Origin of the sequence: Luteolibacter sp. Populi, assembly GCF_040801775.1 — a bacterium.
Lineage (GTDB): Bacteria > Verrucomicrobiota > Verrucomicrobiia > Verrucomicrobiales > Akkermansiaceae > Haloferula.
The window spans coordinates 1,032,694-1,053,090 of record NZ_CP161812.1; the positions used below are offsets into that span (position 1 = coordinate 1,032,694).

Below are 20,397 nucleotides of genomic sequence, written 5' to 3' on the forward strand. Positions count from 1 at the left end.
CCGCCTTTCCTCGCGAGATTTGCCGAGGGAAGTAGCGGGGCTCTCCAGAGCCGCGAATCGGCGCATCATGTCAACACGGCCCGATGGCTAGCAGGCTCATTCAAGGGGGCTATGCGGCACCAACCGATTGCCTTGCCACTCAGCGGGTAGCCCGGTGCAGCCGGGGCGCTAGGGACGTGAGATCTGCAAGCGAATTCTCATTTGAGATTCGTCTATTCGTCCAGCCTCGAAGTCATTCCAGATGGATCGCGCAAAAGGTTTCATCTGATCAGGCAGCATGATGCCGGTGCCCGCGCGCGACATGTGCTCGGACATGTATTTGTAAGCGGCGGCAACGAGATCTATTCCTTTTGAAAACCAGAGGGGGTTCTCAATCGTGAGTCTGGAGAGGCTTGGGCATGACAGTAATTGCTCACTTCCGACCAAGTTCGTTTCAGGATTTTGAGATCCCAAGGAATCGTCCGTGGGGTGCCGGGCGAAAGCTCGCAACATATCGCGGAGAAGTAGACCAGCTTTCGGTAGGAAGGGGTAACTGTCTTGATAGCTTTCAGGAAACCATCACTTTGCCGTCGGCATTTCTCAAACTCGCCTTCGGCGAGCGCGCCGCCTTTGAGCAATACATAGATCTCGAACCAAAGCTGCTCGATCGCGTTGCGAGTTTCCACGCAGGACACCACCAGCAGGTTTGCAGACTCCGTGACCGAAGCAATTTCGGCCACTTGATTCGCCCGATTAATCAGCCAGGCAGCATCGCATTTCCTGGGTTCCAGCATCAACCTGCCGATGGACGCTTCCGTGATCTGATCGTGTGCAGACATGCGTGAGCTTCGTGGACCCGTTCCCACTGTTGACATCCCTACCCTCGCGGCAGCCTAAGTCTTTGATTTTTAGAGCTGGCGGAGGGGGTGGGATTCGAACCCACGGTCAGTTTTACCCGACTTCGGTTTTCAAGACCGACGCGATAGACCACTCTGCCACCCCTCCTGTAAGGCAACCGGAACGCCAAGACGTTACGTCCGCCGACCCGGCAAGGCGTTTTACGCATGGAATCTTCCTAACGGCAAGCGAACATGGTGAAGCCTCCCGCTCGCTCCAGCTACCGATATGCCGGAGCAATGGAGTAGCTCCGGGAGATCCGGCTTTCCCCCCGCCGCCGCCAGCGGGTTGAATCGCCGCCGTGGACGACCTTTTCACACCGAAAGCCGCCCCTGCCCCGAAGGCGATGTCGGTGACCCAGCTCGTGCGGCGGATGAAGAACCTGCTGGAGGTGGAGCTGGGGCGAAGTCTGGGTGGAGGGTGAAGCCTATCCACGATGCTTTGTGTGGTCATTTTACCCTTCTTTGATGCCTGAAACCGGCATTTTCGGGATTCAGCTTGCCAACTAAAAGCGGTTCATTATTCCCCGATGAGGATGAATGATGCGATCGAACCGACGAAGGGTGCGGGGAGCGGGTGCCGCTTGGTGCTGCCGAGGCCTTGGTGGAGTTCGTTGATAAGGTTCGTTTCCGGCAGGTTCTTGAGAAGGAGATCCATGCAATGGGCGATCGCGCTGGCTTGCCTCGGCGGCCCTGTAAATGGCGCGGAGAAAAAAGCGGAAGTTCCCACGGCAGCGCCTGTTCCGGACTACAGTCCGGCCAAACAACCCACGGTAACCGGCGAATTCCTCGTCGGGTTTATCACCATCACATTCAAGGAAACCGCGATTTCCGGTGACGTCAGCCGGGCAATCAAGAAGGCGGAGCAAGTAACTGGAACCCACCAGGAAGGGGGAGGCGACGCGAAGGCAAAGTCCCCGGGATCCGGCGCGAACCTCGAGGAATATTTCAAGACCTACAGCAATGGGATCACCTGGCCGAAACTCGTGGCCATGCCGGACGAGAGCACCGTCTATCAGGATCCTCACTTCTACGGTTACTACTGCGAATACGACTATTGGGAAAACCCGATCGGATGGAGGGACGCGGAGGAAGGCGGGGAACGGGTGAGCAAGATGAACGAGGTCGCCCTGAAATTCGCCAACACTGTCTACCGCGGTGCTAAGCCCCGCTTCATCTGCTACAACTATGTGACCACCCGCCCCGCCTCCCCCGCCCAGGAGGTCAGCGCCGCGCTGCTTGAGTTCTATCAAAACCGCAGCGCCGATCCCGACCGCACCAAGATGGTCCGGGTCCGCAAGAGCAAAAAAAAGAAGCCCACGAGCACGGGCAAAGACTTCGATCCCTGGGTCTACTACTCGCCGGTTTGCAAGTGGGGCGAGCCCATGTGGCCGAACTCGAAGGTGCAGATCGACAACTTCTCGGGCGGAACGCTGGCCCATGAACTCGGACATTGCCTCGGGGCTCCGGACGTCTATCGGATCGGTCGCTTTAACGATGGCATCAGCGGCGAAGCCTGCCTGCTCTCCTATGGTCCCACTGCCAATTCCTTCAGCCGCTTTTACCACCACGGTTTCATCGAGGAGAAGAACCATCCCACCATCAAGTCTTCCGGCACCTACACGCTTCATCCCCGCCACATCGATCCGGAAGGCGATCAGGCGGTCGGCTACCTGATCCCGAGCAGTCATCCGCATTACTTCTATCATGTGGAGTACATCCACCAGGAGAACAAAACGGTCGGGGTGGGTCCCCGTCACGAGGGCATGCTCATTTCCGCGGTCAATCTCGGACGCGAGAACTACCTCGGCGCACCGGATTATTTCTACATCTACCGGCCCAATGATCCCTTCTTCGTGGGTAAGGGCGACACTAACAATTGCCTGTTCGGGAAATCCCACAAGCGCACGGAGTTCAACATGACGACCGAGCCATCCTCACGCTTGCCCAATCTCCTCGATGGCGGGGTTTCCTTCAAGAACATCGAGGAACACGGCGACACCCTGACCTTTGACCTGGTCATCCACCACCAGCCGGTCACCGGCAGCGCCTACACTCTCTCCATGCTGCCCCAGATCCGGCTGGATGAGATCAGCGACATCCAGCCCACCAGCTTCACGGCGGCCTGCACCATCAAGTTCCGCGGTGAACCGATCATCACCGATTACGGCTTCTGTTGGTCCACTTCCAAGAACCCCACCGTCCGCGACGCCACCTTCACTCTCGCTCACCGCGAATGGTACCGCGGGCATGCCATCAACCTGGCACCGAACACAAGCTACTACGTCCGCGCCTTCGCCACCAACGGCTTGGGTGTCCGCTACAGCGATGAGGAGAAGGCCATTAAAACCCCGGATATCAAGTCTCCTACCGACCGTATCGAGCCCTTGCTGACCGACTTTTTCTCCGACAATGACTATCTCTACTCCGAATTCAGCAACGAAACCAAGGAGAGCAACGAGACCTTCATCGGATACAGCCCCACCTGCGTGTTGGCCAAGCTTATCGCTTACTATCGCCCCGCGAAATTCGCCGCCACCAAGGGTGCGGAAGCCGTGGACTTCAATCACCTGAGCTGGAACCCCGGAGCGGATGACAACCCGCCGCGCATGGTCGAGATCGACAGGCTTTTTCAGCAGATTTACGATCAGGGCCTGGCTCTGAAGCTCCATGATCCGAAGCCCGGCAAGGACTTCCTCGGCAACATCGTCAAGCTTACCGGTGTCCGCAGCAAACCCGTCCTCACCGCGCTCGGCCCGGATAATGTGAAGCAAGTGTCCGAGCTCATCCGCAGGGACTTGGCGCAAAGTCACCCGGTCGTGATCGTATTCTCCCACGACGGGGAAGCGAACGTCCCCATCCGCTGGGCGCTCATCGATGGCGTCAACAGCAGCGGGCGCTTGCACGTGGATTTTCCGCACAATACCGAGTTATGGATGGATGGGCAGGACAGGAAAATGCAGACCAACTACTGCCTTCCCGAAGAGCTGCTGCTACCGCAATACAAGATCTCCGTGGTGACCTCGTGCTTCTATTCGAAATAGCGATTGGTGGTGGCCAAATCCAGCCCAGAGTTGCCACTCATCTCTCCTTCGGGGATCTGTTCAAAGACTTCTTCCTCAGTTCCTCCCGTTCCCTTTCCATCATGGAACTGATAGACGGGATGCCTCGGTCACCTTCTGCCAGTGATCATCGGGCGAATTCGGGAGGCCTCTAGGGACATAATTCTCTGAAATGGGAGCTCCGCCCCCATCCACGACGCTCATGATGACTTCTTCGGTGATCGGCTCCCACCTTGCATCCGTCGTGCTGCCTTCAAAAGTTGAGATCGGTTGAAGGTGCCACGTTCTTCCGCTGACCGTATCCATCCTAAGGATTAAGTCCCCTTCGTGGTTCCTTAGGCCCTTCTCACTGTCGTTTAAGATTAGTTCACTTTCGGTAGTAGTGTCCCGGACCACCGTAATAACAAATCTGCCAAGTTCCGGCACATTGGGGGCAAGCGCTGCTGCTACCACCGGGTCGCTACTTCGGTGGCAGGCCGGCAGGGCAAAGGCGACCAAAGCAACAATCATGTTAAGATTCCAGATTTCCTTCATAGCTGTTTCCTTCGTATTTTGTGCTCGTGCTCCTTTGCGTAGGCCACCAAACATATTGGTGTCTAGTTTCAAACAGGGGGGCACGTAACTTCAAGTTCTCGCTTCCCTTGTTCGGCCGGTTTTTCCGCTTCCGCCGTAGTGAGGAGCGAGCTTCAATTCCCCGTGGACGACCTTTTCGCACCGAAGCCCGCCCCTGCCCCGAAGGCGCTGTCGGTGACCCAACTCGTGCGGCGGATGAAGAACCTGCTGGAGGTGGAACTGGGCGAAGTCTGGGTGGAGGGCGAGGTCTCGAACCTGAAGAAGCAGGCCAGCGGCCACTGGTATTTCTCGCTCAAGGACGAGGGCGCGCAGATCCAGTGCGCGATCTTCGGGGCGCGCAAGAAAGCCGGCTCCGAGGCACTGGAAGACGGCGCGAAGGTGCGGGTCTTCGCGGAGCCGAGCGTTTATGAGGCGCGCGGCCAGCTTCAGATCATCGTGCAGCGCGTCGAGCGGGCCGGGCTGGGCGAGTTGCAGGCACGCTTCGAGGCGCTGAAGCGCAAGCTGCAGGGCGAGGGTCTCTTCGACCCGGAACGCAAGCAGCCGATCCCCTTCTTCCCGCGGACGGTGGGCATCGTGACTTCCGACACCGGCGCGGCGATCCGCGATATCCAGAACATCCTCGAACGCCGCGCGCCTTGGGTCCAGCCGGTGCTCTACCCGGTGCGGGTGCAGGGCAAGGGTGCGGAAGTGGAGATCGCGAAGGCGATCCAGCGGATGGGCAATCCGGAGCGCTTCGGCCTGCCGCGCTGCGAGGTGCTGATCGTCGGACGCGGCGGCGGCTCGATCGAGGACCTGTGGAATTTCAACGAGGAGATCGTGGCCCGCGCCATTGCCGCCTGCCCGATCCCGATCATCTCGGCGGTCGGCCACGAGATCGACTTCACCATCGCCGACTTCGCGGCCGACCTGCGCGCGCCCACGCCCAGCGCGGCGGCGGAACTGGCGGTGCCGGACGGCGCGGAGTTGAAGGCGAAGCTGGCGATGCTCAAACGGCGACTGGCGCGGCGCACGGCGGAGCGCATCGAGCGCCTCGGCCAGAACCTCGACAGCCTGCGCCGCGGCGTCCTCTCCCGCGGCGGCGAGCGCCTGCTGCGCGAGCCGACGATGCGGGTGGATTCCGCACGCGCCAAACTCAACTCGGCGGTGCTGGCAAATTTCAAGGATCGCGAGCAGAGCCTGAAGGAACTCTCCCGCACCCTGGCCGCCCACCATCCAGCGCGGCAGGTCGAGCTGCGCCTGGAGCATCTGGCGCGGACCCGCGAGCGCCTGGAGCGCGCGGCCCGGCGGCGCTTCGATAGCTTGGATGACCGGCTCTCCCGCCTGCGCTCGCTGCTGCGGACGCTCGGCCCCGAGTCGGCCTTCGAGCGCGGCTTCTCAATCGCGATGGACTCCTATGGACGGATCATCCGCTCGAAGGCCGACGTGTCTCCCGGCGAGGAGATCCGGACGAAGGTCCGTGACGGTGAGATCCGGAGCACGACCTTGTAACACCAGCCGAACCACCGGAATTGCCCCTTGGCAGGCGGCTTCTAAACCCGCAGGCTGAGGTTGCTCCTTCACCCGCTTGCTGTCCCGCTTTCTCCAGACTCTAGCCGAGACCGGTCGTGCCGAATTGCCTTGGCCAGGCCGCGACGTCGAGGCGTTTGCGAAGGAGGCCGCTGGCAACGAATCGGACCGCAGCGAGTCCTTGCGCATCCTCGCCCACTGGCACGCGGGGGCCGTGGCGGACTTTCCGGGGCCGCCGCCGAGATATCATCCGCAGGCGGCGCTGTGGGGCGCGGTGATGTGTTTCCGCGCGGCTTGTTGCATCTGCTTCCGCGAGATCGGCGAGGCTGCGATCGGCCAGCTCCTGCCCGACCCGGCGCCTGCCGACGACGCGGCGGCGATCTTCTCCGCGGACCTGTGCCTGCGCCACTGGCCGGACCTCGCGCGGATCGCCCGCGCCCGCTTGGAGGACGACCCATTGGTGCGCGCCATGCAGCGCATCGCGGTCCGGGTGCCGCTTTCGGCGCTGGGCATGCACATCCCGGCGGACCCGGGGCATCCGCTGTTCCGGCATGCGGGGCTGCGCCAGTATTTCGCGGAGCGGGCGCTGGAACGCGCCGACCACGCCTGCCTGGCGGTGCCGGAGATCGCCGCGATCATCCGCGCGAAGGCCGGGGCCTACACCGCCAGCCTGGGCCGCGGGCTGCTTCCCGCCACCCCTACCCTTTCCGATTTGATTCATGAATGAAGCCACCATCGCCGATATGGCGCGCCGCCTCGGCAGCGAGGTCCTGGAGCCGCTCAAGAAAGCCTACGTCGGCAAGGACGAGATCATCGACCTGATGGGCGTGAGCCTGGCCGCGCGGGAGAATCTCTTCCTCTACGGCCCGCCGGGCACGGCCAAGAGCGCGCTGGTCCACTCGCTGGCCGCGCGCATCCACGGCCACACCTTCGACTATCTGCTCTCGCGCTTTACCGAGCCGAACGAACTCTTCGGCCCCTTCGACATCCGGCGGCTGCGCGAGGGCGATCTGGTCACGAACACGGAGGGCATGCTGCCGGAGGCCGACATCGTGTTCCTGGACGAGCTGCTCAACGCCAATAGCGCGATCCTCAACAGCCTGCTGATGGCGCTGAACGAGCGGATCTTCCGCCGCGGCCGCGAGACCCGCGCGATCCCCGCGCTGTTCTTCGCCGGGGCCAGCAACCACCTGCCGGAAGACGATGCGCTGCGCGCCTTGTTCGACCGCTTCCTGTTGCGCGTGCGTTGCGGGCCGGTGGCGGAGTCGCAGCTCGCGCGGGTGCTGGCCGCGGGCTGGGACTTGGAGAAGAAGGATGGCGAAAGCGCCGCGACTCTAACAGCAGGAGATCTGCGGGAATTTCAGAAGGCAGTGCGCGTCGTGGATCTGTCTCCGGTGCGCGAGGCCTACCTGGATCTGGTGATCAAGCTGCGTCACGCCGGCATGGACATCTCCGACCGCCGCGCCGTGCGCCTCCAGCGCGTGATCGCCGCCAGCGCCCTGCTCTGCGGCAGGCTGGAAGCGCGGGTCTCGGATCTGTGGGTGCTGCGGCACGTGTGGGATCGCGAGGAACAGATCGAGGTGATCGAATCGATCGTCGGTGCCGTGCTGGCCGCGAAGCACGCGGACGCGGGCGACCACCCGCAGGCCCATGCCAACCGCGTGCCGGATCCGGATGTGCTCGCCGCCGGACTGGAAGATGTCGCGTCAAGGCTCGCCGCCGATCCCGCAGACGCCGCTGCCGCCGATGAATTGCGCGTGCTTGCCAGCCGTCTCGACTGGTTGCCCGCCGGGGTGGCGAAGGACGACCTGCTCCGCCGCACCGAGGCCCTGTGGCAGAAGATCGCACTATGAACGGACCGGAACAGCGCGTGGGAATGCTGGCCGCCGCCGATCTCGGCGCGCTCGCCGTATTCCGTGCACACAGCGGCTGGATGCTGCGCGCCTGCGAGGACGGCGGCTTCTGGCTGCGCGTGCCCGCGAACGACGAGGAAGCCTTCCGCAAGCTGCCTCTGTTAGGCCGCTGGACCGAACTCGACGGCGGCAAGATCGTCCGAAAGGGTCGCCGCGTGCCGGAGGCGGTGCTGCCTGCCGATGGCTGGCAAAATCTCGCCACGCTGCTGCCCGTCACCGCGCCGCCACACGGCGCACCCGGCATGCCGCCCGCAGCGCAGAGCTTCCGCCTGATGCCCGATGACGGGATGCGCCCGGCCGGTGCGCTGCTCTGCCGCTGGCAGGACTTCGCCGCGTGGGCGGAGACTTGCTTCGCGCCGCGTCTGAAGCCCCTGCGTTTCGCCTGTAGCGGGGACGAGCGAGTGTTCATCTATGGCGAGCCGCTGCCCGCGATTCCCGGCCACGGCTTCCACGCCCAAGGCCGGCTTTGGCTGCCCTGCGGCTACCGCCTGCCCGACCACGTCTGGCCGGGTCTGTTAGAGGAATTGCTGCGCCTCGGCAGCAACCGCCTGGCAATCGTGCAGGCCGATGGCACGCACGAGGAAATGGATGAGGAAAACCTGATCCCCGCCAGCCGCGCCGCGATCCGGGCCAGCAGCGCGCGCGAGGTCACCTCTTTCTAAAGCCATGCGCGACGCCCGCACCATCAACTACGCCTCGCCACCCGCCGGCCACTACTGGCGGTGGAATGCGGCGTATGATGCGATCGAGTGGGAGGACGGCAGCACGCTCGCGCTGTGGCAGGAAGTTCACGCGGTGCTGGAGGAACTGCGGCAGATCGGGATTCCGCCGCTGGGTGCCGTGCTGCTGGTGGTCGGCGCGTGCCGGGAAGAAAGCACGCCCCCTTTTGAAGAGCGGCTCGAAGGCTTCCTCGAAATCCTGGGCACCGCCACAGGAACCGGGGAAGTGGCATCGGGCATTGACGTCAGCACCTCCGATTTTCGGGACGCGGGCAGCGCCTTCGCCGCGATCCGGGCCGCGCATCGCAAAAGACGGGACGATCTGGTCAATGGCTTCAAGGCTATCCAGGATTTGCCGCGTGAGCTGCGATCATCTCTGGCCGCGAAGTGTCTGATTGCCTCGACCGTCTTCACCGCTTCGAATTTCCGGCTCTCGCGCAAGGACACATCGACAGTGCTGGATGAATTGGCCTCAGCGGGCCCGCGGGCTTTGGCCGGCTCGAGCCCGCGCTACACTGCCAGCCAGCGTCTGGCACTCGACCTGCAAGCGCTGCTGCCCGGATTGGCGCGCAAGGCGCAGCGTCTCGAGTCGCTGCTGCGCACCGGTCTGGAAGACGCCGAACCGGACCCGGTCCCACTGCCGGATTCCCTGGCGGCAGATGAGGACCCGCGGGACCTGTTAGAATCGCTCGGCGCCGCCGGTGGCGAGTGCGGGATGGCCGCCGCGGTGGCCAAGCGGGCGATCGCGATGATGAATTTCCCCGGCCACATCGGCACGCCGCGCGACCTGCCGGTGGGCGGCATCGCGGACATCACCAACCGCGGCACGATCGACAAATTGCTGCCGCACGAGTTGGCCTGGGACGATCTGGTGCTGGCCGCGCGGCTGGTCCACAATGAAGCGCTCTACTTCCGCCGCGAGATCCCGCCGCTGAACGTGGTGGTGGCGCACACGATCCTGTTAGACCGCGAGCTGCGCCTGTGGGGAACGGGCCGCGTCCTCTCGCTGGGGATCGCGCTCGGTCTCTGGCACCACCCCGGCTTGAACAGCCCGGGCGGGAGCTTCGAGTGCGTGGCGGCGACGGATACCGACTTCGAGCATCTGGAACTGGACAGCGCCGCGAAGGTGGCCTCCGCGCTCCAGACGCTGGTGCCCACCGGCTCGCCCGATGCCTTCCTCCAAGCATGGTGGGATGGCGCACAGATCGTCGATGATCCGGCGATCCCCGACGTGTCGCTGATCCTCGGCAAATGGCACCTCGAAGTGGAGACGACGCGCAAGCTGTTAGGCGGGATCGCGACTTGGCTGCACTCGCGCAACGGTCGCTTCCGCATCCTCGCGCTCGGTCGTGAAGGCAACGTGGAAGCCCAGGCCTGGACGCCCGGCGGCAACCGCGTGCTGTTCCGCGGGGAGATCGACCTGGAGGAGATCCTCAACGGAGCGACCAAGCCGCAACCATCGGAGCCGCTGCGGGTGAAACAGAATCCTCTGCTCGATATCTCGCCGGTTTACGGGCTCGATCCCCTGCCCTTCTTGTTTCCCCTAAGGCCTCTGGTGGCCTGCTTCTTACCGGACGGGATCACCCCACAGACAGAAGGGCGCGGCATCGGCGTTTCAACCTCCGGTTGCCTGGCCGAGTGGCCAATGAAACTTTGGGGTGCCCGGCTGCTTTCGGCGAAGCTCCCCGGTGCCGACTACTGGATTGGGCGGGATGGCGGGGGGAATCCTGTGGTGATTACCAGCGGAAAAGTCGCGGGCGATGGAGCCCACGTATTCCGTTGGGAGAACGGCAAGCTCGCTGAGATCGCGGTCGAGAAATCCAAGCATTCCTTTCCCCGGCGAGCCGTCGTGAACGGAGACGCCGCGATCCTGGTTTACTCGGACCACGTCGAGGCGCTGTCTCTCCACACGGGCCGCCGCGTGGCCTCGCAAGCGATCGAAGGCCTCCCCGAGAATCCGGTCTTCGAGTTCGATGGCAGCAGGATCCACATCCACAAGGGCGAGCAAGCGGTCGCAAGCCCGGCGCCCCTGGATGCCGGAGGCAAGAGATCGATCGACTCGACCTGGCCGATGCTGCTCACGCCGAAGAGTGTCACGCTGAATGGGGGCGTCCTGAGCATCGCATGTGGTGAAGAGATCTACGATTTCGACCCGGCGCAACTTGCTTGGCGTCGGGCGGACAGCCGTGGAGCGCGTTTCATCCCTTTCCTGTCCACGCCGCTGACCGTCGTCCCCGAGGTTCATCTGAGGACGGCGAAGTTACGAGGCATGCTGAGCGTCTGGCATGATCCGCGGGGCATGCTCCACCTGCAGAGGACGAGGCCTGACGAGAAGGCAGCCATCGATTGCTGGAGCATCCTGCTGGCGACTCCGGGGGCCGGCGTGTGGCACCGGAATTGGCAATTGCTGGCGATGGAGCCGCGCCTGCGGATGCCGGGAAATCCTCCCCCGGCTTGCAGTCATTGACCCTGTTGCAAGACTTCCTGGCGGATCCGGTTCACCAAGTCCTGAAGTCATGACAAGCCAGCTCACACTCCTGCGCTCCGGTCGCGCGACGACGACCGTCTCGGCGGGCTGGCTGGCGTCCGGCGATCCGCTGGAATGGCTGCGCGAGATCGGGCACTGCCTGAAGCAAGGCTGCCCGGTCGCGGCCTATCCGGTGGCCAGTTCGTTGAGCGATCCGCGACCTGCGGGGGTCTTCCTGCTGCCGCGCGGGAAGGTGCCGGAATTCCGGGCGCGGGTGCAGTTGCTGGCGGAGCTTTTGCCCGGCGTGCATGCGCCGCGGGATGCCACGCTCTCGGCCGGACTGCTGGTGAACGAGCGCGAGTTCTTTTTCCCCTACCGCGTCCACTTCTTCCACCCGACGCTCGGCCTGGCCGGCTTCGATGCGAAGGACGAGCTATCTCCCGCCAAGCTCCTGGCGATCCCGCCGGGCGGCGAGGTCCGCTGGAATCTGGCGGTGCCGGTGGAGAAGTTCGCGCCGGAGTTGAAGTCGATCGTCATCGCCGAGCCGGAGGGGCCGGAGGAAATGCTGGCCGAGGCGGGCAGCGGGATCGGCGATCAAGCGGGCGCGACAGGTGGCGAAAACCCGGTGATGGACAAGCTCGGGATGCTCGGCAAGGGCTTGGCAGGCGGTCTGGTGTTAGGCGGGTCCTGGGTCGTCGGCGGGCTAGGCAAGATCTCGGATTTTCTGTCCGGGCCGGGAATGATCGGAGTGCCGCCGGGTTCCCAGGGTGGACAATTCCGGGCGGCTCCCCCGGACCGAAACCGCCTGCGCGAATGGGCGGAGAAGAATTGGCAGCACCTGATGGACAAGCGCAGCCGCGAGATCGAGCGGCTGATGAGGCTGATGGAGGACAACCCGGACGAGGGATTGCGCCGTGCCCTGCCTTTGACCGGACTGGAGCAATCCCGCGGCAAGGCAACGCCAAGCTGGAACCTGGGCCAGCGCAGCACGGACTTCAGGCTCGGCAGCGGCGGCGGGGCGATCGATGGCTGGGACATCGGGAACGAGGCGCGGCTGAAGCTGGAGCGCCAGTATCGGGAGGCGGCGCTGCGCGAGACCGCGCTGGGCCGCCACGAGCGCGCGGCCTACATCTACGGCAATCTGTTAGGCGATTGGGCGGCGGCGGCGAAGGCTCTGATGGAAGCCGGGCGGCATCGCGATGCGGTCTCGATCTACATCCACAAGCTCAACAACCGCCACGGCGCGGCGCGGGCGCTGGAGGAAGCCAGCCTGCTACTACAGGCGGCAGCGATGTATGCGGAACTCAAGCAATATGAGAAGGCCGGCGACCTGCATGCGAAGCTCGGCAATGACACGATGGCCCGCGAAATGTGGCAGGCCGAAGTGGCGGCACAGGGTTCCGCGCTGGTGAAGGCGCGGATCCTCGCCACCAAGCTCAAGGAACCGGCGGCGGCGTTGGAGATCCTGGAAGCGGTCTGGCGGGCCGGGGACATGCCGGGCCCGGCGCTGGATGCGATTTTCGAGATCCATCGCGAGGCGGAGGATCTCCCTGCGGCGATGGAACTGGTGAGGGCGATTTTCGCCACCAAGGTGGGGGTCCTGCCCCTCCCCACGAAATTGACCCTGATCGACGGCCAATGCCGGAAGTGGCAGTATCCAGCCTTCCGCGGGGTCTTCGAAGGCCTGGCCTACCGTCACATCGCCGGGGAACTCGAAGCGAAGTCCGCGCACGCCAAGCAGCTGATGGAATTCCTGCCGAAGCTGGACCCGGACGACCTCCTGTTAGACCGGGATGCGCGGCGCTTCTCGCTGGTGAAAAACCCGCCGAAGGTCCCGGCCAGCGGTCCGCCGAAGGGCACACTCAAGCCTGAGCAAACGATCCGGGTGGCGAGCGACGTGAAGTGGCATTCCATGGCGACGCTACCCCGCGGGGTCTCGCTCGCGGGTTATGGAAAGGACATGCTGGCGGTGGCGCAGTTTCGCGAGAACGGCTGTCATTCCTCCGCGCTGCACACCGGCGATGATCCGGGAAATGGCTTCGTCGATCACGTGGTCGTGAGTTCCAGCCGCGGCAGCAGCCGGCTCTTTCATTTCCGGGACCACCGGCGGCTCCACTATCGCGCGCTCGACCGGGTGAGGACCGCGGATGACGACGCGATCGGCACGCTGGAGGATGTCCTGGCGATCGCCGCTCACGGGGATGAGGGCGACTTCGCGGTCCTGCAATACACGCGGACCGACTCGCTGGTGGTGCATATCTATTCGGAGGCGGCCAAGCTGCGGCGCACGGTGACGATCGACCTCGCGCCACCCGATATCTTGGGGCTGGAATGGCAGATCGCAGGGCGGGGCGACGACCTGTTTTTCAGCGCCGCCAAGTTCTGCGTCTGGCGTGACAAGGAGGGGAAGTTCTCCCAGGTCCACCTTGAAGAGCCGGCGCGAAGCCTGGCACTATCGCCACGCGGCTCGCGGCCGCGGATGCTGATCGCCCGTAAGGGGGAAGTACTTCAACTGGATGTGCAGGAGACTGGAGAAATGGCGCTCATCGCCGCGCATTCCACCCCGCTTCCCGACTTGACCCCGACCGCCTGTTTCCTGGCGGACGGTTCGGTTGTAGTCGCTTGGAAGGGGGGCGGCGAGGTCTACCCCGCCGGCTCTCCGCATGGCAGATCCGCGACGCTCGACTTCCCGCGCGAGGCCGGGTCCCCCGTGGCAATTTGCCCGAAGGGAAACGGCGGCTTCGCAATCCTGACGGACTCGGGAAATCTGCTGGTCTTTCCGAGGTGAGACTTGGTTCCAGCCTGCGCCCGTCCCCAATTCAGACCGATCCCGCAGCAAATCCTGCCGGAATCGGTCACAAGTGATTGCGGCCGGGCTTTTCCTTGACCCGCCGCGGCGCTTCCCCAACCGTCGCGACGATTTTCCGACGGCCCCATGAACATCCACGAATACCAGGCAAAGGAGCTCTTCGATCGATTCCAAGTGCCGAGCCCGAAGGGCAAGGTGGCATCCACCCCGGAGGAGGCGGCGGAGGCCGCGAAGGAATTCGCCGGGGCGAAGCTGGTGATCAAGGCGCAGGTGCACGCGGGTGGCCGCGGCAAGGGCCACTTCACCAACGGCTTCAAGGGCGGCGTCCATCTGATCGAGTCCCCGGAGCAGGCGGCGGAATTCGCCACCAAGATGCTCAACGAGACCTTGGTGACCATCCAGACCGGCGAGGCCGGCAAGGTGGTGCGCAAGGTGATGATCGCCGAGGCGGTGGACATCACGCACGAGTATTACCTGGCGATCCTGGTGGACCGCGCGACGGCACGGCCGGTGATCGTGGCCTCGACCGAAGGCGGCATGAGCATCGAGGACGTGGCACACAACACGCCGGAGAAGATCGTCCGCCAGTTCATTCACCCGGTGCTGGGCCTGCAGGCCTATGAGATCCGCAAGCTGATCGCGGCGCTGGGTCTCACGGGCGATCTGGCCAAGCAATTCGGCAAGCTGCTCTCCAATCTCTACAAGCTCTTCATCTCGCTCGATTGCTCGATGCTGGAGATCAACCCGCTGGTGACCACCCCCGATGGCCGGGTGCTGGCGCTGGATGCGAAGTTCGGCTTCGACGACAACGCGCTCTACCGCCACCCGGAGATCGTGGCGATGCGCGACAAGGAAGAGGAGGACCCGCGCGAGGTCGCCGCTTCCGAATACGATCTGAACTACATCGGCCTGGACGGTAACATCGCCTGCCTGGTCAACGGTGCCGGTCTCGCGATGGCGACGATGGACATCATCCAGCACTACGGCGGCGAGCCGGCGAACTTCCTGGACGTGGGCGGTGGTGCCTCGAAGGAGCAGGTCACGGCGGCCTTCAAGATCATCTTGGGTGATCCGAACGTGAAGGGCATCCTGATCAACATTTTCGGCGGCATCATGGACTGCAACGTGATCGCCGAGGGCGTGATCGCGGCGGCCAAGGAAACCGGCCTGCCGATCCCGCTGGTGGTGCGCCTGGAAGGCAACAACGTGGAGATGGGCAAGGCGACGCTCGGCGCGAGCGGCCTGAACATCGTCTCCGCGGACACCATGGCGGACGGTGCGCAAAAGATCGTGGCGGCGGTCGCCTGACGGGTTTACCCGTCTCCTGCTATGAAAGGAATCGGCATTAAAGAAGCAGGCTTCACAGGATATCCCGCGACGGACATCGCGCGGACGCGCAAGTTCTACGGCGAGATCATCGGCCTAAAAGAGGGCATGGTTTTCGATAAGGACGGCGTTGTCGGTTGGGTCGAATTCGAGATCCCCGGCGGTCACACGCTGGCCATCGCGCAAGCGAACGAGAAATGGCAACCCAATCCCGGCGGCGGTGGCTTGTGCTTCGAGATGGAGGACCTGGATGTTGCGGTGGAGAAGCTGGAAGCCGCGGGCGTGACCGTTCTGGGACCCATCCAGGATTTCCCGATTTGCCGCATGGCGCTGATCTCCGATCCGGACGGCAATACCGTGGCGCTGCACCAGAAGAAGCCGAACCATCCCGAGTGTGGTGCACACTGATTCATCAAAGGCCATGAAAGTCACCGAAATCGCATTCTCCTGCTACCCCGTCACCGACATGGCCCGGTCGATTGCTTTCTATGAAAGCGTGCTCGGCCTGACGAAGACCATGGATCATGAAATGGAAGATGGCAGCGGGCACTGGGTCGAGTTCGACATCGGAGCCGGCACCCTCAGCCTCGGCAAGACTCCGGGCTGGGAACCAAGCCCTCACGGCTGCACGGTGGGTCTGGAAGTCGAGGACTTCGATGCAGCCGTCGCCAAGGTCAAGGCCGCCGGTGTCACCGTGACCATGGGACCCTTCGAGACCCCGGTCTGCCACATGCTCATGATCACCGATCCCGACGGCAGTCCCCTTATCATTCACAAACGCAAGCCGGGCCACGCCTGAATGCTTCGATTCCTCTCCACCGCCCACTTCCCCACAGTTCCGTTATGGCCATCCTCGTTGACGAAAACACCAAGCTCCTCGTGCAGGGCATCACCGGCAGTTTCGGTGCGCGCCATGCTTCCCTTTCGCTCGCCTACGGCACCAAGCTTGTCGCCGGTGTAACCCCGGGCAAGGGCGGCCAGAAGTTTGAAAATGTCGTGCCGATCTTCGACACGGTCGCTCAAGCGGTCGCAGAAACCGGTGCCACGGCCTCCGCGATCTTCGTGCCGCCGCCCTTCGCCGCGGATGCGATCCTCGAGGCGGTGGACGCCGGCGTGGAGCTGGTGGTGGCGATCACCGAAGGCATTCCGGTGATGGACATGATGCGGGTGAAGGACGCGATGCGTGGCTCGAAGTCCCGCCTGATCGGCCCGAATTGCCCCGGCGTGGTGACACCAGGCCGCGGCGAGAAGTCGCATGGCGGCTGCCGGATCGGCATCTCTCCAGGATACATTCACAAGCGCGGCAATGTCGGCGTGGTCTCGCGCTCCGGCACGCTCACCTACGAAGCGGTGTGGCAGCTCACGCAGCTCGGCTACGGCCAGAGCACCTGCGTCGGCATCGGCGGCGACCCGATCAATGGCACCAGCCACCTCGACGTTCTGCAGATGTTCAACGAAGACCCGGAGACCGAAGCCATCATCATGATCGGCGAGATCGGCGGCACCGCGGAAGTCGAAGCCGCTCGCTGGGCCAAGGAGAATTGCAAGAAGCCGATCGCCGGATTCATCGCCGGTGCGACCGCGCCTCCGGGCCGCCGCATGGGCCACGCCGGTGCCATCGTCGGCGGCGAGGAAGACACCGCGCAGGCCAAGAAGCGCATCCTCGCCGAGTGCGGCATCGCCGTGGCGGAAACCCCGAGCGACATGGCGAAGACGCTGCTGGAGCTGTGGGGGAAGTAAGCCCCTTCGCCCACCGAGTTTTGATTCGAAAAAGCCGCCGGAGCGGCGGAACACCGCTTTTCAGACAACAGCTGCCAAGGCGAAGATGACGTTCATGGGATGGATCGCTATCTAATCTTGTTCATCTCTGAGCGGTGGTCGAGGTGCCCCACGCTAAAACCTATTGCCAGAATGAGCAAGGCGGCGGCCCATGGCTCCCAGACATTCTCTTTCTCAAAGAATGTCCTAAGCTCCTTTCCCGCAGGATTATTCCAGCCAGGATAATCTGCAGCCAAAGGAAGGCGCATGATCAAAACCGTCACCAGAGGTGTTAAGTAAGCGACCAATTGATCGACTCTCAGCCTGAGCTTAGGCAGCACGATCAAGCGCCTCTCGTCCTCTCGAACGCGATATGAGAGACCCTTGTCCTCCTCATCCTCCAATTTGCCGACCGAAGTCCTACGCAGCCCGATCCGTTTGATGTGACTCGGAACGATGGTCAACACGTACAGCCCGAGAGCGACCGGGCTCCACCGGAAGAAGCCTTGCAAATCGAACTTTCCAAACACGGCATCCAAGATCGCTCCGGCGTTCCTCACCCCACCTTCGGAGCCTGCTGCGACCGCGCAAATGAAGGCCAGCACCAACACTCGTTGGGTTTTGGTTTCAATTAGGGTCTCGCTCGACTTAAAATCCTCTCGAATCTCATCCAGCTCGGTAGCCATGACGCAATAGTGAAGCATTGATCCCAAATCGCCCATTTGAAATTTGCGTTAGAATTGGAACTGGCGGCGCTGAAATCGAAATACGCCACCAAGCCAATCCTGCTGCCGGGATTGCCACGGAACATAGGATCCGGATCAGCCGGGTGCCATTGCCCCGGTGCTCATGTAGCTGTTAGATTCCGGCGAGCATCGGAAGGCCGGGGGCAGGTCGAGCTGAAAGAAAGTGACGAATTCGTCACCTGGCTGGAAGTATCTCCTCCAGCTTCCCGAAGAGCGTGGAGAATTCATCATCCCCGGTCACCGGCACCGCGGCATCGCGCGTTCCTTCCGGCGGCTCCGGGAGCGTGACCCAGCTACGGCATCCGCCGTACTTGGCTTCATAGGGAAATTCCCAGGGCTTGGCCAGGGCTTCGACGCGGACCAGCGCGACGTGGATGCTGCCGCTGCTCATCCCCTTCCCTTCCCAATCGAAGCGCTGGCGGATCGTTTCCTCGGTCCAGATGTGGAAGGGTTGGAGGGCGGCCACCTGGTCCCAATCGGTGAGGGTCTTGGCCCAGATCGCCTCGCACCAGTGGCTGATGCGGATGGTCTCGCCGGGGGTCCACTCCGGCAGGGTGTCGACGCTACCCTCGCGCACGAATTGATCCTGGTTGTGGAAGCGCGTGGGGAAGAGGAAGAAGGATTCCTCCGCGAAGGAGAAGCCGGCGCGGCCCTCGTGGATGCCGCCCTTGCGTAGGATGATCGATTGCCGACCGCTTGCCAGCGCGTCGCACACCACCTGCCATTCCTTGAAGCCGCTTGCCATGAAGGTGAGGTAAACGCGGTGGGATCTAGATTCAAGCAAACGAACCCGGGGGGCAGGGTTTGCTAGTTTTCAGTTTTCAGTTTTCAGGGAAGACGGAAGAGGAACCGCCAAGTTCCAAGAGGGGCTTAGAAAGCATTCTCCACGCGATGCACATGGGGCTTCTCGCCGTGGGTGAGGATTACCTCGATGACATCGAAGCGCCAGGGGACCTCGCGAGTGCCGAGCTGGCGCAGCCACTCGTTCGCGCCGCGCTCGATCAGGCGCTGCTTGCCGCGGTCCACGGCATCCAGCGGGCGGCCGAGGCCACCGGCACGGCGGGTCTTCACTTCGGCGAAGACGAGGAGCTTCCCTTCCCGCGCGACGATGTCCACTTCCCCGCCGCGGGGGGCCTTGAAATTGAGGTAGAGAATCTTCGCGCCCCGCGAGCGCAGGTAGGCGCGGGCAATCCGTTCGCCCCGGCGGCCGACCTCGCCGGAGCTGATTTCGGCGCCGTTAAACGCCGTCAAGCGGCAGCGCCAGTTGAGCGACGGGCTGAAACGAGCGGCGATGAATGCGGCAAGGGCCATGGTAACGGAGCGCTTCGAGGTGCTGCGGCGTACCATATCCCATGTGGCGATCAAAGCCGTAATGGGGAAACTCCTGCGCCATCTCGCACATCAGGCGGTCGCGCGAGACTTTGGCCATCACGCTCGCGGCGGCGATCGAGACCGAGATCCCGTCGCCCCTCACCACGCCATCGTGCGCCCACGGGAATTCCGGGACGCGCAGGCCGTCGATCAGGCAATGGTGAACTTCCATCGCCAGGCCGCGGACCGCCCGGGCCATCGCCTGATGGGTCGCGCGCAGGATGTTGATGCGGTCGATTTCCTCGACGTCGGCGTAGGCCACGCACCACTTCACCTTCGCATCGCCGCTGATGCGCTGGTAGAGGCTCTCGCGGGTGGCGGGAGCGAGCTTCTTCGAGTCGTCCAGCCCCTTGCAGCGCCAACGCTCCGGCACGATCACCGCAGCGGCGGCCACCGGACCGGCCAGGGGCCCCCGGCCAGCCTCGTCCACGCCCGCGATCATCATGAGCCCGCGGGCGCGGAGGGCCTTTTCAAGCAAGAGATTGGGCATCGCGCCCTCAGAACTGCCGCATTTGGCGGCTCATTGTCATGTGCGAAAGATCCTCGTTCGCGAAAAGTTGCGTGGCGAAAACCGTGCCATCGGGGGCAACCGCCACGCCGATGCCGGTGACAGACCACTTCGCGCGCATGTTTTCCACGTGGCCGGAAGAGTTCTTCCAAGCATTCACCATCACACCGGCAGCATTCTTGCCTTGGCCGTGGCAGGTGGCGATGTTTTCGCCCACTTCAGCCATGCTCATCACGCGCTGGGCCTTGAGTGAGCGCTCCTCGAAGCCGAAGTGGGTCAGACCCGTGGTGCCATCGACCCGCGCTTTATTGCGGTTCTGCAGCATGTATTCGGAATGCTCGCGGGCCATCTTGTCCAGGCCGGCGTGGCGCGGCAAGGCCGTGCGGCCGACGGCGCTGCGGTAGTCATTGACCTGAGCGTGAATGGTTCCGGCGACAGAACCATCGGATTTGGAAACGACCGATCCCTTGGAGGACATCGGGACGGTGGTGGTGGTGAGCTGGGGACCGCAGGACGCGCATAGCACGACTCCGGCCGCAGCCACCAAAAGGCGGCTAGGTGTGTAGTTCATGTAAGGGACAGCACCGGGCGGGTAGCAAAAGTTTTGCCATTAATAAAGGAATTTTTATAATCCCGTCCGGTTTTGGATCAGCTTGTCCGGAATTTTCATTAAATCAATTACGCAGTGCCTAACTGTTGGGCGGGGATCTACGCAGACTCCTGGCTCCTCCCCCTCAGTTCTCGCGAGACAGAAACCAATTCCG

The 20,397-nt window shown here is 63.3% G+C and carries 20 protein-coding genes and 1 tRNA gene; 12 read left to right on the plus strand and 9 right to left on the minus strand.

Annotation, left to right across the window (positions count from 1 at the left end; all coding sequences use genetic code 11):
- Nucleotides 1-341: 341 nt before the first annotated feature.
- A complete protein-coding gene (locus ABWK72_RS03970) occupies nt 342-818 on the minus strand; it encodes a hypothetical protein (RefSeq protein ID WP_367873495.1) in 477 nt (158 codons plus the stop codon).
- A 76-nt stretch (nt 819-894) separates the two neighbouring features.
- Nucleotides 895-984 (minus strand) — tRNA-Ser (locus ABWK72_RS03975).
- Nucleotides 985-1,177: 193 nt separating this feature from the next.
- On the opposite strand from ABWK72_RS03975, the gene ABWK72_RS03980 reads away from it, so the two are divergent.
- Nucleotides 1,178-1,300 (plus strand): hypothetical protein, encoded by a 123-nt coding sequence (locus tag ABWK72_RS03980; RefSeq protein ID WP_367873496.1) that lies wholly within the window; start codon nt 1,178-1,180, stop codon nt 1,298-1,300.
- A gap of 95 nt (nt 1,301-1,395) precedes the next feature.
- Here the strand turns inward: ABWK72_RS03980 and ABWK72_RS03985 are convergent, their stop codons facing one another.
- Entirely contained in the window at nt 1,396-1,533 is a 138-nt protein-coding gene (locus tag ABWK72_RS03985; RefSeq protein WP_367873497.1) for a hypothetical protein, read from the minus strand.
- Here ABWK72_RS03985 and ABWK72_RS03990 point away from each other — a divergent pair.
- Entirely contained in the window at nt 1,532-3,919 is a 2,388-nt protein-coding gene (locus ABWK72_RS03990) for a hypothetical protein (protein ID WP_367873498.1), read from the plus strand. The two genes, ABWK72_RS03985 and ABWK72_RS03990, sit on opposite strands and share 2 nt — an antisense overlap.
- Nucleotides 3,920-4,018: 99 nt before the next feature.
- Here the strand turns inward: ABWK72_RS03990 and ABWK72_RS03995 are convergent, their stop codons facing one another.
- Nucleotides 4,019-4,543 (minus strand): hypothetical protein, encoded by a 525-nt coding sequence (locus ABWK72_RS03995; protein ID WP_367873499.1) that lies wholly within the window; start codon nt 4,541-4,543, stop codon nt 4,019-4,021.
- 90 nt (nt 4,544-4,633) lie between these two features.
- Here ABWK72_RS03995 and xseA point away from each other — a divergent pair, with 90 nt between their 5' ends.
- The 10 genes from xseA to sucD all read left to right on the plus strand — a co-directional run bounded on the left by xseA (nt 4,634) and on the right by sucD (nt 16,990).
- A complete protein-coding gene (gene xseA / locus ABWK72_RS04000) occupies nt 4,634-5,998 on the plus strand; it encodes an exodeoxyribonuclease VII large subunit (RefSeq protein WP_367873500.1) in 1,365 nt (454 codons plus the stop codon).
- 76 nt (nt 5,999-6,074) lie between these two features.
- Complete coding sequence (locus ABWK72_RS04005) at nt 6,075-6,743, plus strand: hypothetical protein (RefSeq protein WP_367873501.1); 669 nt, start codon at nt 6,075-6,077, stop codon at nt 6,741-6,743.
- Nucleotides 6,736-7,869, plus strand: coding sequence for an AAA family ATPase (locus tag ABWK72_RS04010; protein WP_367873502.1), 1,134 nt, complete (start codon nt 6,736-6,738; stop codon nt 7,867-7,869). Before ABWK72_RS04005 ends, ABWK72_RS04010 begins: the two co-directional genes overlap by 8 nt.
- Nucleotides 7,866-8,591 carry a hypothetical protein gene (locus ABWK72_RS04015; protein WP_367873503.1) on the plus strand — a complete coding sequence of 242 codons (726 nt, stop codon included), beginning with the start codon at nt 7,866-7,868 and terminating at the stop codon, nt 8,589-8,591. Before ABWK72_RS04010 ends, ABWK72_RS04015 begins: the two co-directional genes overlap by 4 nt.
- Before the next feature lie 4 nt (nt 8,592-8,595).
- The gene (locus tag ABWK72_RS04020; protein ID WP_367873504.1) at nt 8,596-11,115 is read left to right on the plus strand and encodes a hypothetical protein; all 2,520 of its coding nucleotides are present in this window, start codon (nt 8,596-8,598) and stop codon (nt 11,113-11,115) included.
- A gap of 49 nt (nt 11,116-11,164) precedes the next feature.
- A complete protein-coding gene (locus ABWK72_RS04025; RefSeq protein ID WP_367873505.1) occupies nt 11,165-13,903 on the plus strand; it encodes a hypothetical protein in 2,739 nt (912 codons plus the stop codon).
- Between the two features lie 147 nt (nt 13,904-14,050).
- Complete coding sequence (gene sucC / locus ABWK72_RS04030) at nt 14,051-15,232, plus strand: ADP-forming succinate--CoA ligase subunit beta (RefSeq protein WP_367873506.1); 1,182 nt, start codon at nt 14,051-14,053, stop codon at nt 15,230-15,232.
- Between the two features lie 21 nt (nt 15,233-15,253).
- Complete coding sequence (locus tag ABWK72_RS04035; RefSeq protein ID WP_367873507.1) at nt 15,254-15,658, plus strand: VOC family protein; 405 nt, start codon at nt 15,254-15,256, stop codon at nt 15,656-15,658.
- A gap of 13 nt (nt 15,659-15,671) precedes the next feature.
- Complete coding sequence (locus tag ABWK72_RS04040; RefSeq protein ID WP_367873508.1) at nt 15,672-16,049, plus strand: VOC family protein; 378 nt, start codon at nt 15,672-15,674, stop codon at nt 16,047-16,049.
- A gap of 44 nt (nt 16,050-16,093) precedes the next feature.
- Nucleotides 16,094-16,990 carry a succinate--CoA ligase subunit alpha gene (sucD, locus tag ABWK72_RS04045; protein WP_367873509.1) on the plus strand — a complete coding sequence of 299 codons (897 nt, stop codon included), beginning with the start codon at nt 16,094-16,096 and terminating at the stop codon, nt 16,988-16,990.
- 107 nt (nt 16,991-17,097) lie between these two features.
- Here the strand turns inward: sucD and ABWK72_RS04050 are convergent, their stop codons facing one another.
- The 5 genes from ABWK72_RS04050 to ABWK72_RS04070 all read right to left on the minus strand — a co-directional run bounded on the left by ABWK72_RS04050 (nt 17,098) and on the right by ABWK72_RS04070 (nt 20,204).
- Nucleotides 17,098-17,694, minus strand: a complete 597-nt coding sequence (locus ABWK72_RS04050; protein WP_367873510.1) for a hypothetical protein — start codon at nt 17,692-17,694, stop codon at nt 17,098-17,100.
- Between the two features lie 235 nt (nt 17,695-17,929).
- On the minus strand, nt 17,930-18,499 hold the full coding sequence (locus tag ABWK72_RS04055) for a DUF1802 family protein (RefSeq protein ID WP_367873511.1): 570 nt from the start codon (nt 18,497-18,499) through the stop codon (nt 17,930-17,932).
- A 125-nt stretch (nt 18,500-18,624) separates the two neighbouring features.
- Nucleotides 18,625-19,005: a YraN family protein gene (locus ABWK72_RS04060; protein ID WP_367873512.1), complete on the minus strand. Its 381-nt coding sequence runs from the start codon at nt 19,003-19,005 to the stop codon at nt 18,625-18,627.
- On the minus strand, nt 18,992-19,615 hold the full coding sequence (locus tag ABWK72_RS04065; RefSeq protein ID WP_367873513.1) for a ribonuclease HII: 624 nt from the start codon (nt 19,613-19,615) through the stop codon (nt 18,992-18,994). The genes ABWK72_RS04060 and ABWK72_RS04065 overlap by 14 nt, the downstream gene beginning before the upstream one ends.
- A gap of 7 nt (nt 19,616-19,622) precedes the next feature.
- Nucleotides 19,623-20,204, minus strand: a complete 582-nt coding sequence (locus tag ABWK72_RS04070) for a CAP domain-containing protein (protein ID WP_367873514.1) — start codon at nt 20,202-20,204, stop codon at nt 19,623-19,625.
- Nucleotides 20,205-20,397: the final 193 nt, after the last annotated feature.

Excerpts from the sequence above, each read along its gene's own strand:
- ABWK72_RS04015 (WP_367873503.1), top strand. The coding sequence starts at position 7,866 with ATGAACGGACCGGAACAGCGCGTGGGAATGCTGGCCGCCGCCGATCTC.
- ABWK72_RS04035 (WP_367873507.1), top strand. The coding sequence starts at position 15,254 with ATGAAAGGAATCGGCATTAAAGAAGCAGGCTTCACAGGATATCCCGCG.
- sucC (WP_367873506.1), top strand. The coding sequence starts at position 14,051 with ATGAACATCCACGAATACCAGGCAAAGGAGCTCTTCGATCGATTCCAA.
- ABWK72_RS04065 (WP_367873513.1), bottom strand. The coding sequence starts at position 19,615 with ATGCCCAATCTCTTGCTTGAAAAGGCCCTCCGCGCCCGCGGGCTCATG.
- ABWK72_RS04020 (WP_367873504.1), top strand. The coding sequence starts at position 8,596 with ATGCGCGACGCCCGCACCATCAACTACGCCTCGCCACCCGCCGGCCAC.
- ABWK72_RS03985 (WP_367873497.1), bottom strand. The coding sequence starts at position 1,533 with ATGGATCTCCTTCTCAAGAACCTGCCGGAAACGAACCTTATCAACGAA.
- ABWK72_RS04040 (WP_367873508.1), top strand. The coding sequence starts at position 15,672 with ATGAAAGTCACCGAAATCGCATTCTCCTGCTACCCCGTCACCGACATG.
- ABWK72_RS04025 (WP_367873505.1), top strand. The coding sequence starts at position 11,165 with ATGACAAGCCAGCTCACACTCCTGCGCTCCGGTCGCGCGACGACGACC.
- ABWK72_RS03990 (WP_367873498.1), top strand. The coding sequence starts at position 1,532 with ATGCAATGGGCGATCGCGCTGGCTTGCCTCGGCGGCCCTGTAAATGGC.
- ABWK72_RS04050 (WP_367873510.1), bottom strand. The coding sequence starts at position 17,694 with ATGGCTACCGAGCTGGATGAGATTCGAGAGGATTTTAAGTCGAGCGAG.
- ABWK72_RS04010 (WP_367873502.1), top strand. The coding sequence starts at position 6,736 with ATGAATGAAGCCACCATCGCCGATATGGCGCGCCGCCTCGGCAGCGAG.
- ABWK72_RS03970 (WP_367873495.1), bottom strand. The coding sequence starts at position 818 with ATGTCTGCACACGATCAGATCACGGAAGCGTCCATCGGCAGGTTGATG.
- ABWK72_RS04070 (WP_367873514.1), bottom strand. The coding sequence starts at position 20,204 with ATGAACTACACACCTAGCCGCCTTTTGGTGGCTGCGGCCGGAGTCGTG.
- sucD (WP_367873509.1), top strand. The coding sequence starts at position 16,094 with ATGGCCATCCTCGTTGACGAAAACACCAAGCTCCTCGTGCAGGGCATC.
- ABWK72_RS04055 (WP_367873511.1), bottom strand. The coding sequence starts at position 18,499 with ATGGCAAGCGGCTTCAAGGAATGGCAGGTGGTGTGCGACGCGCTGGCA.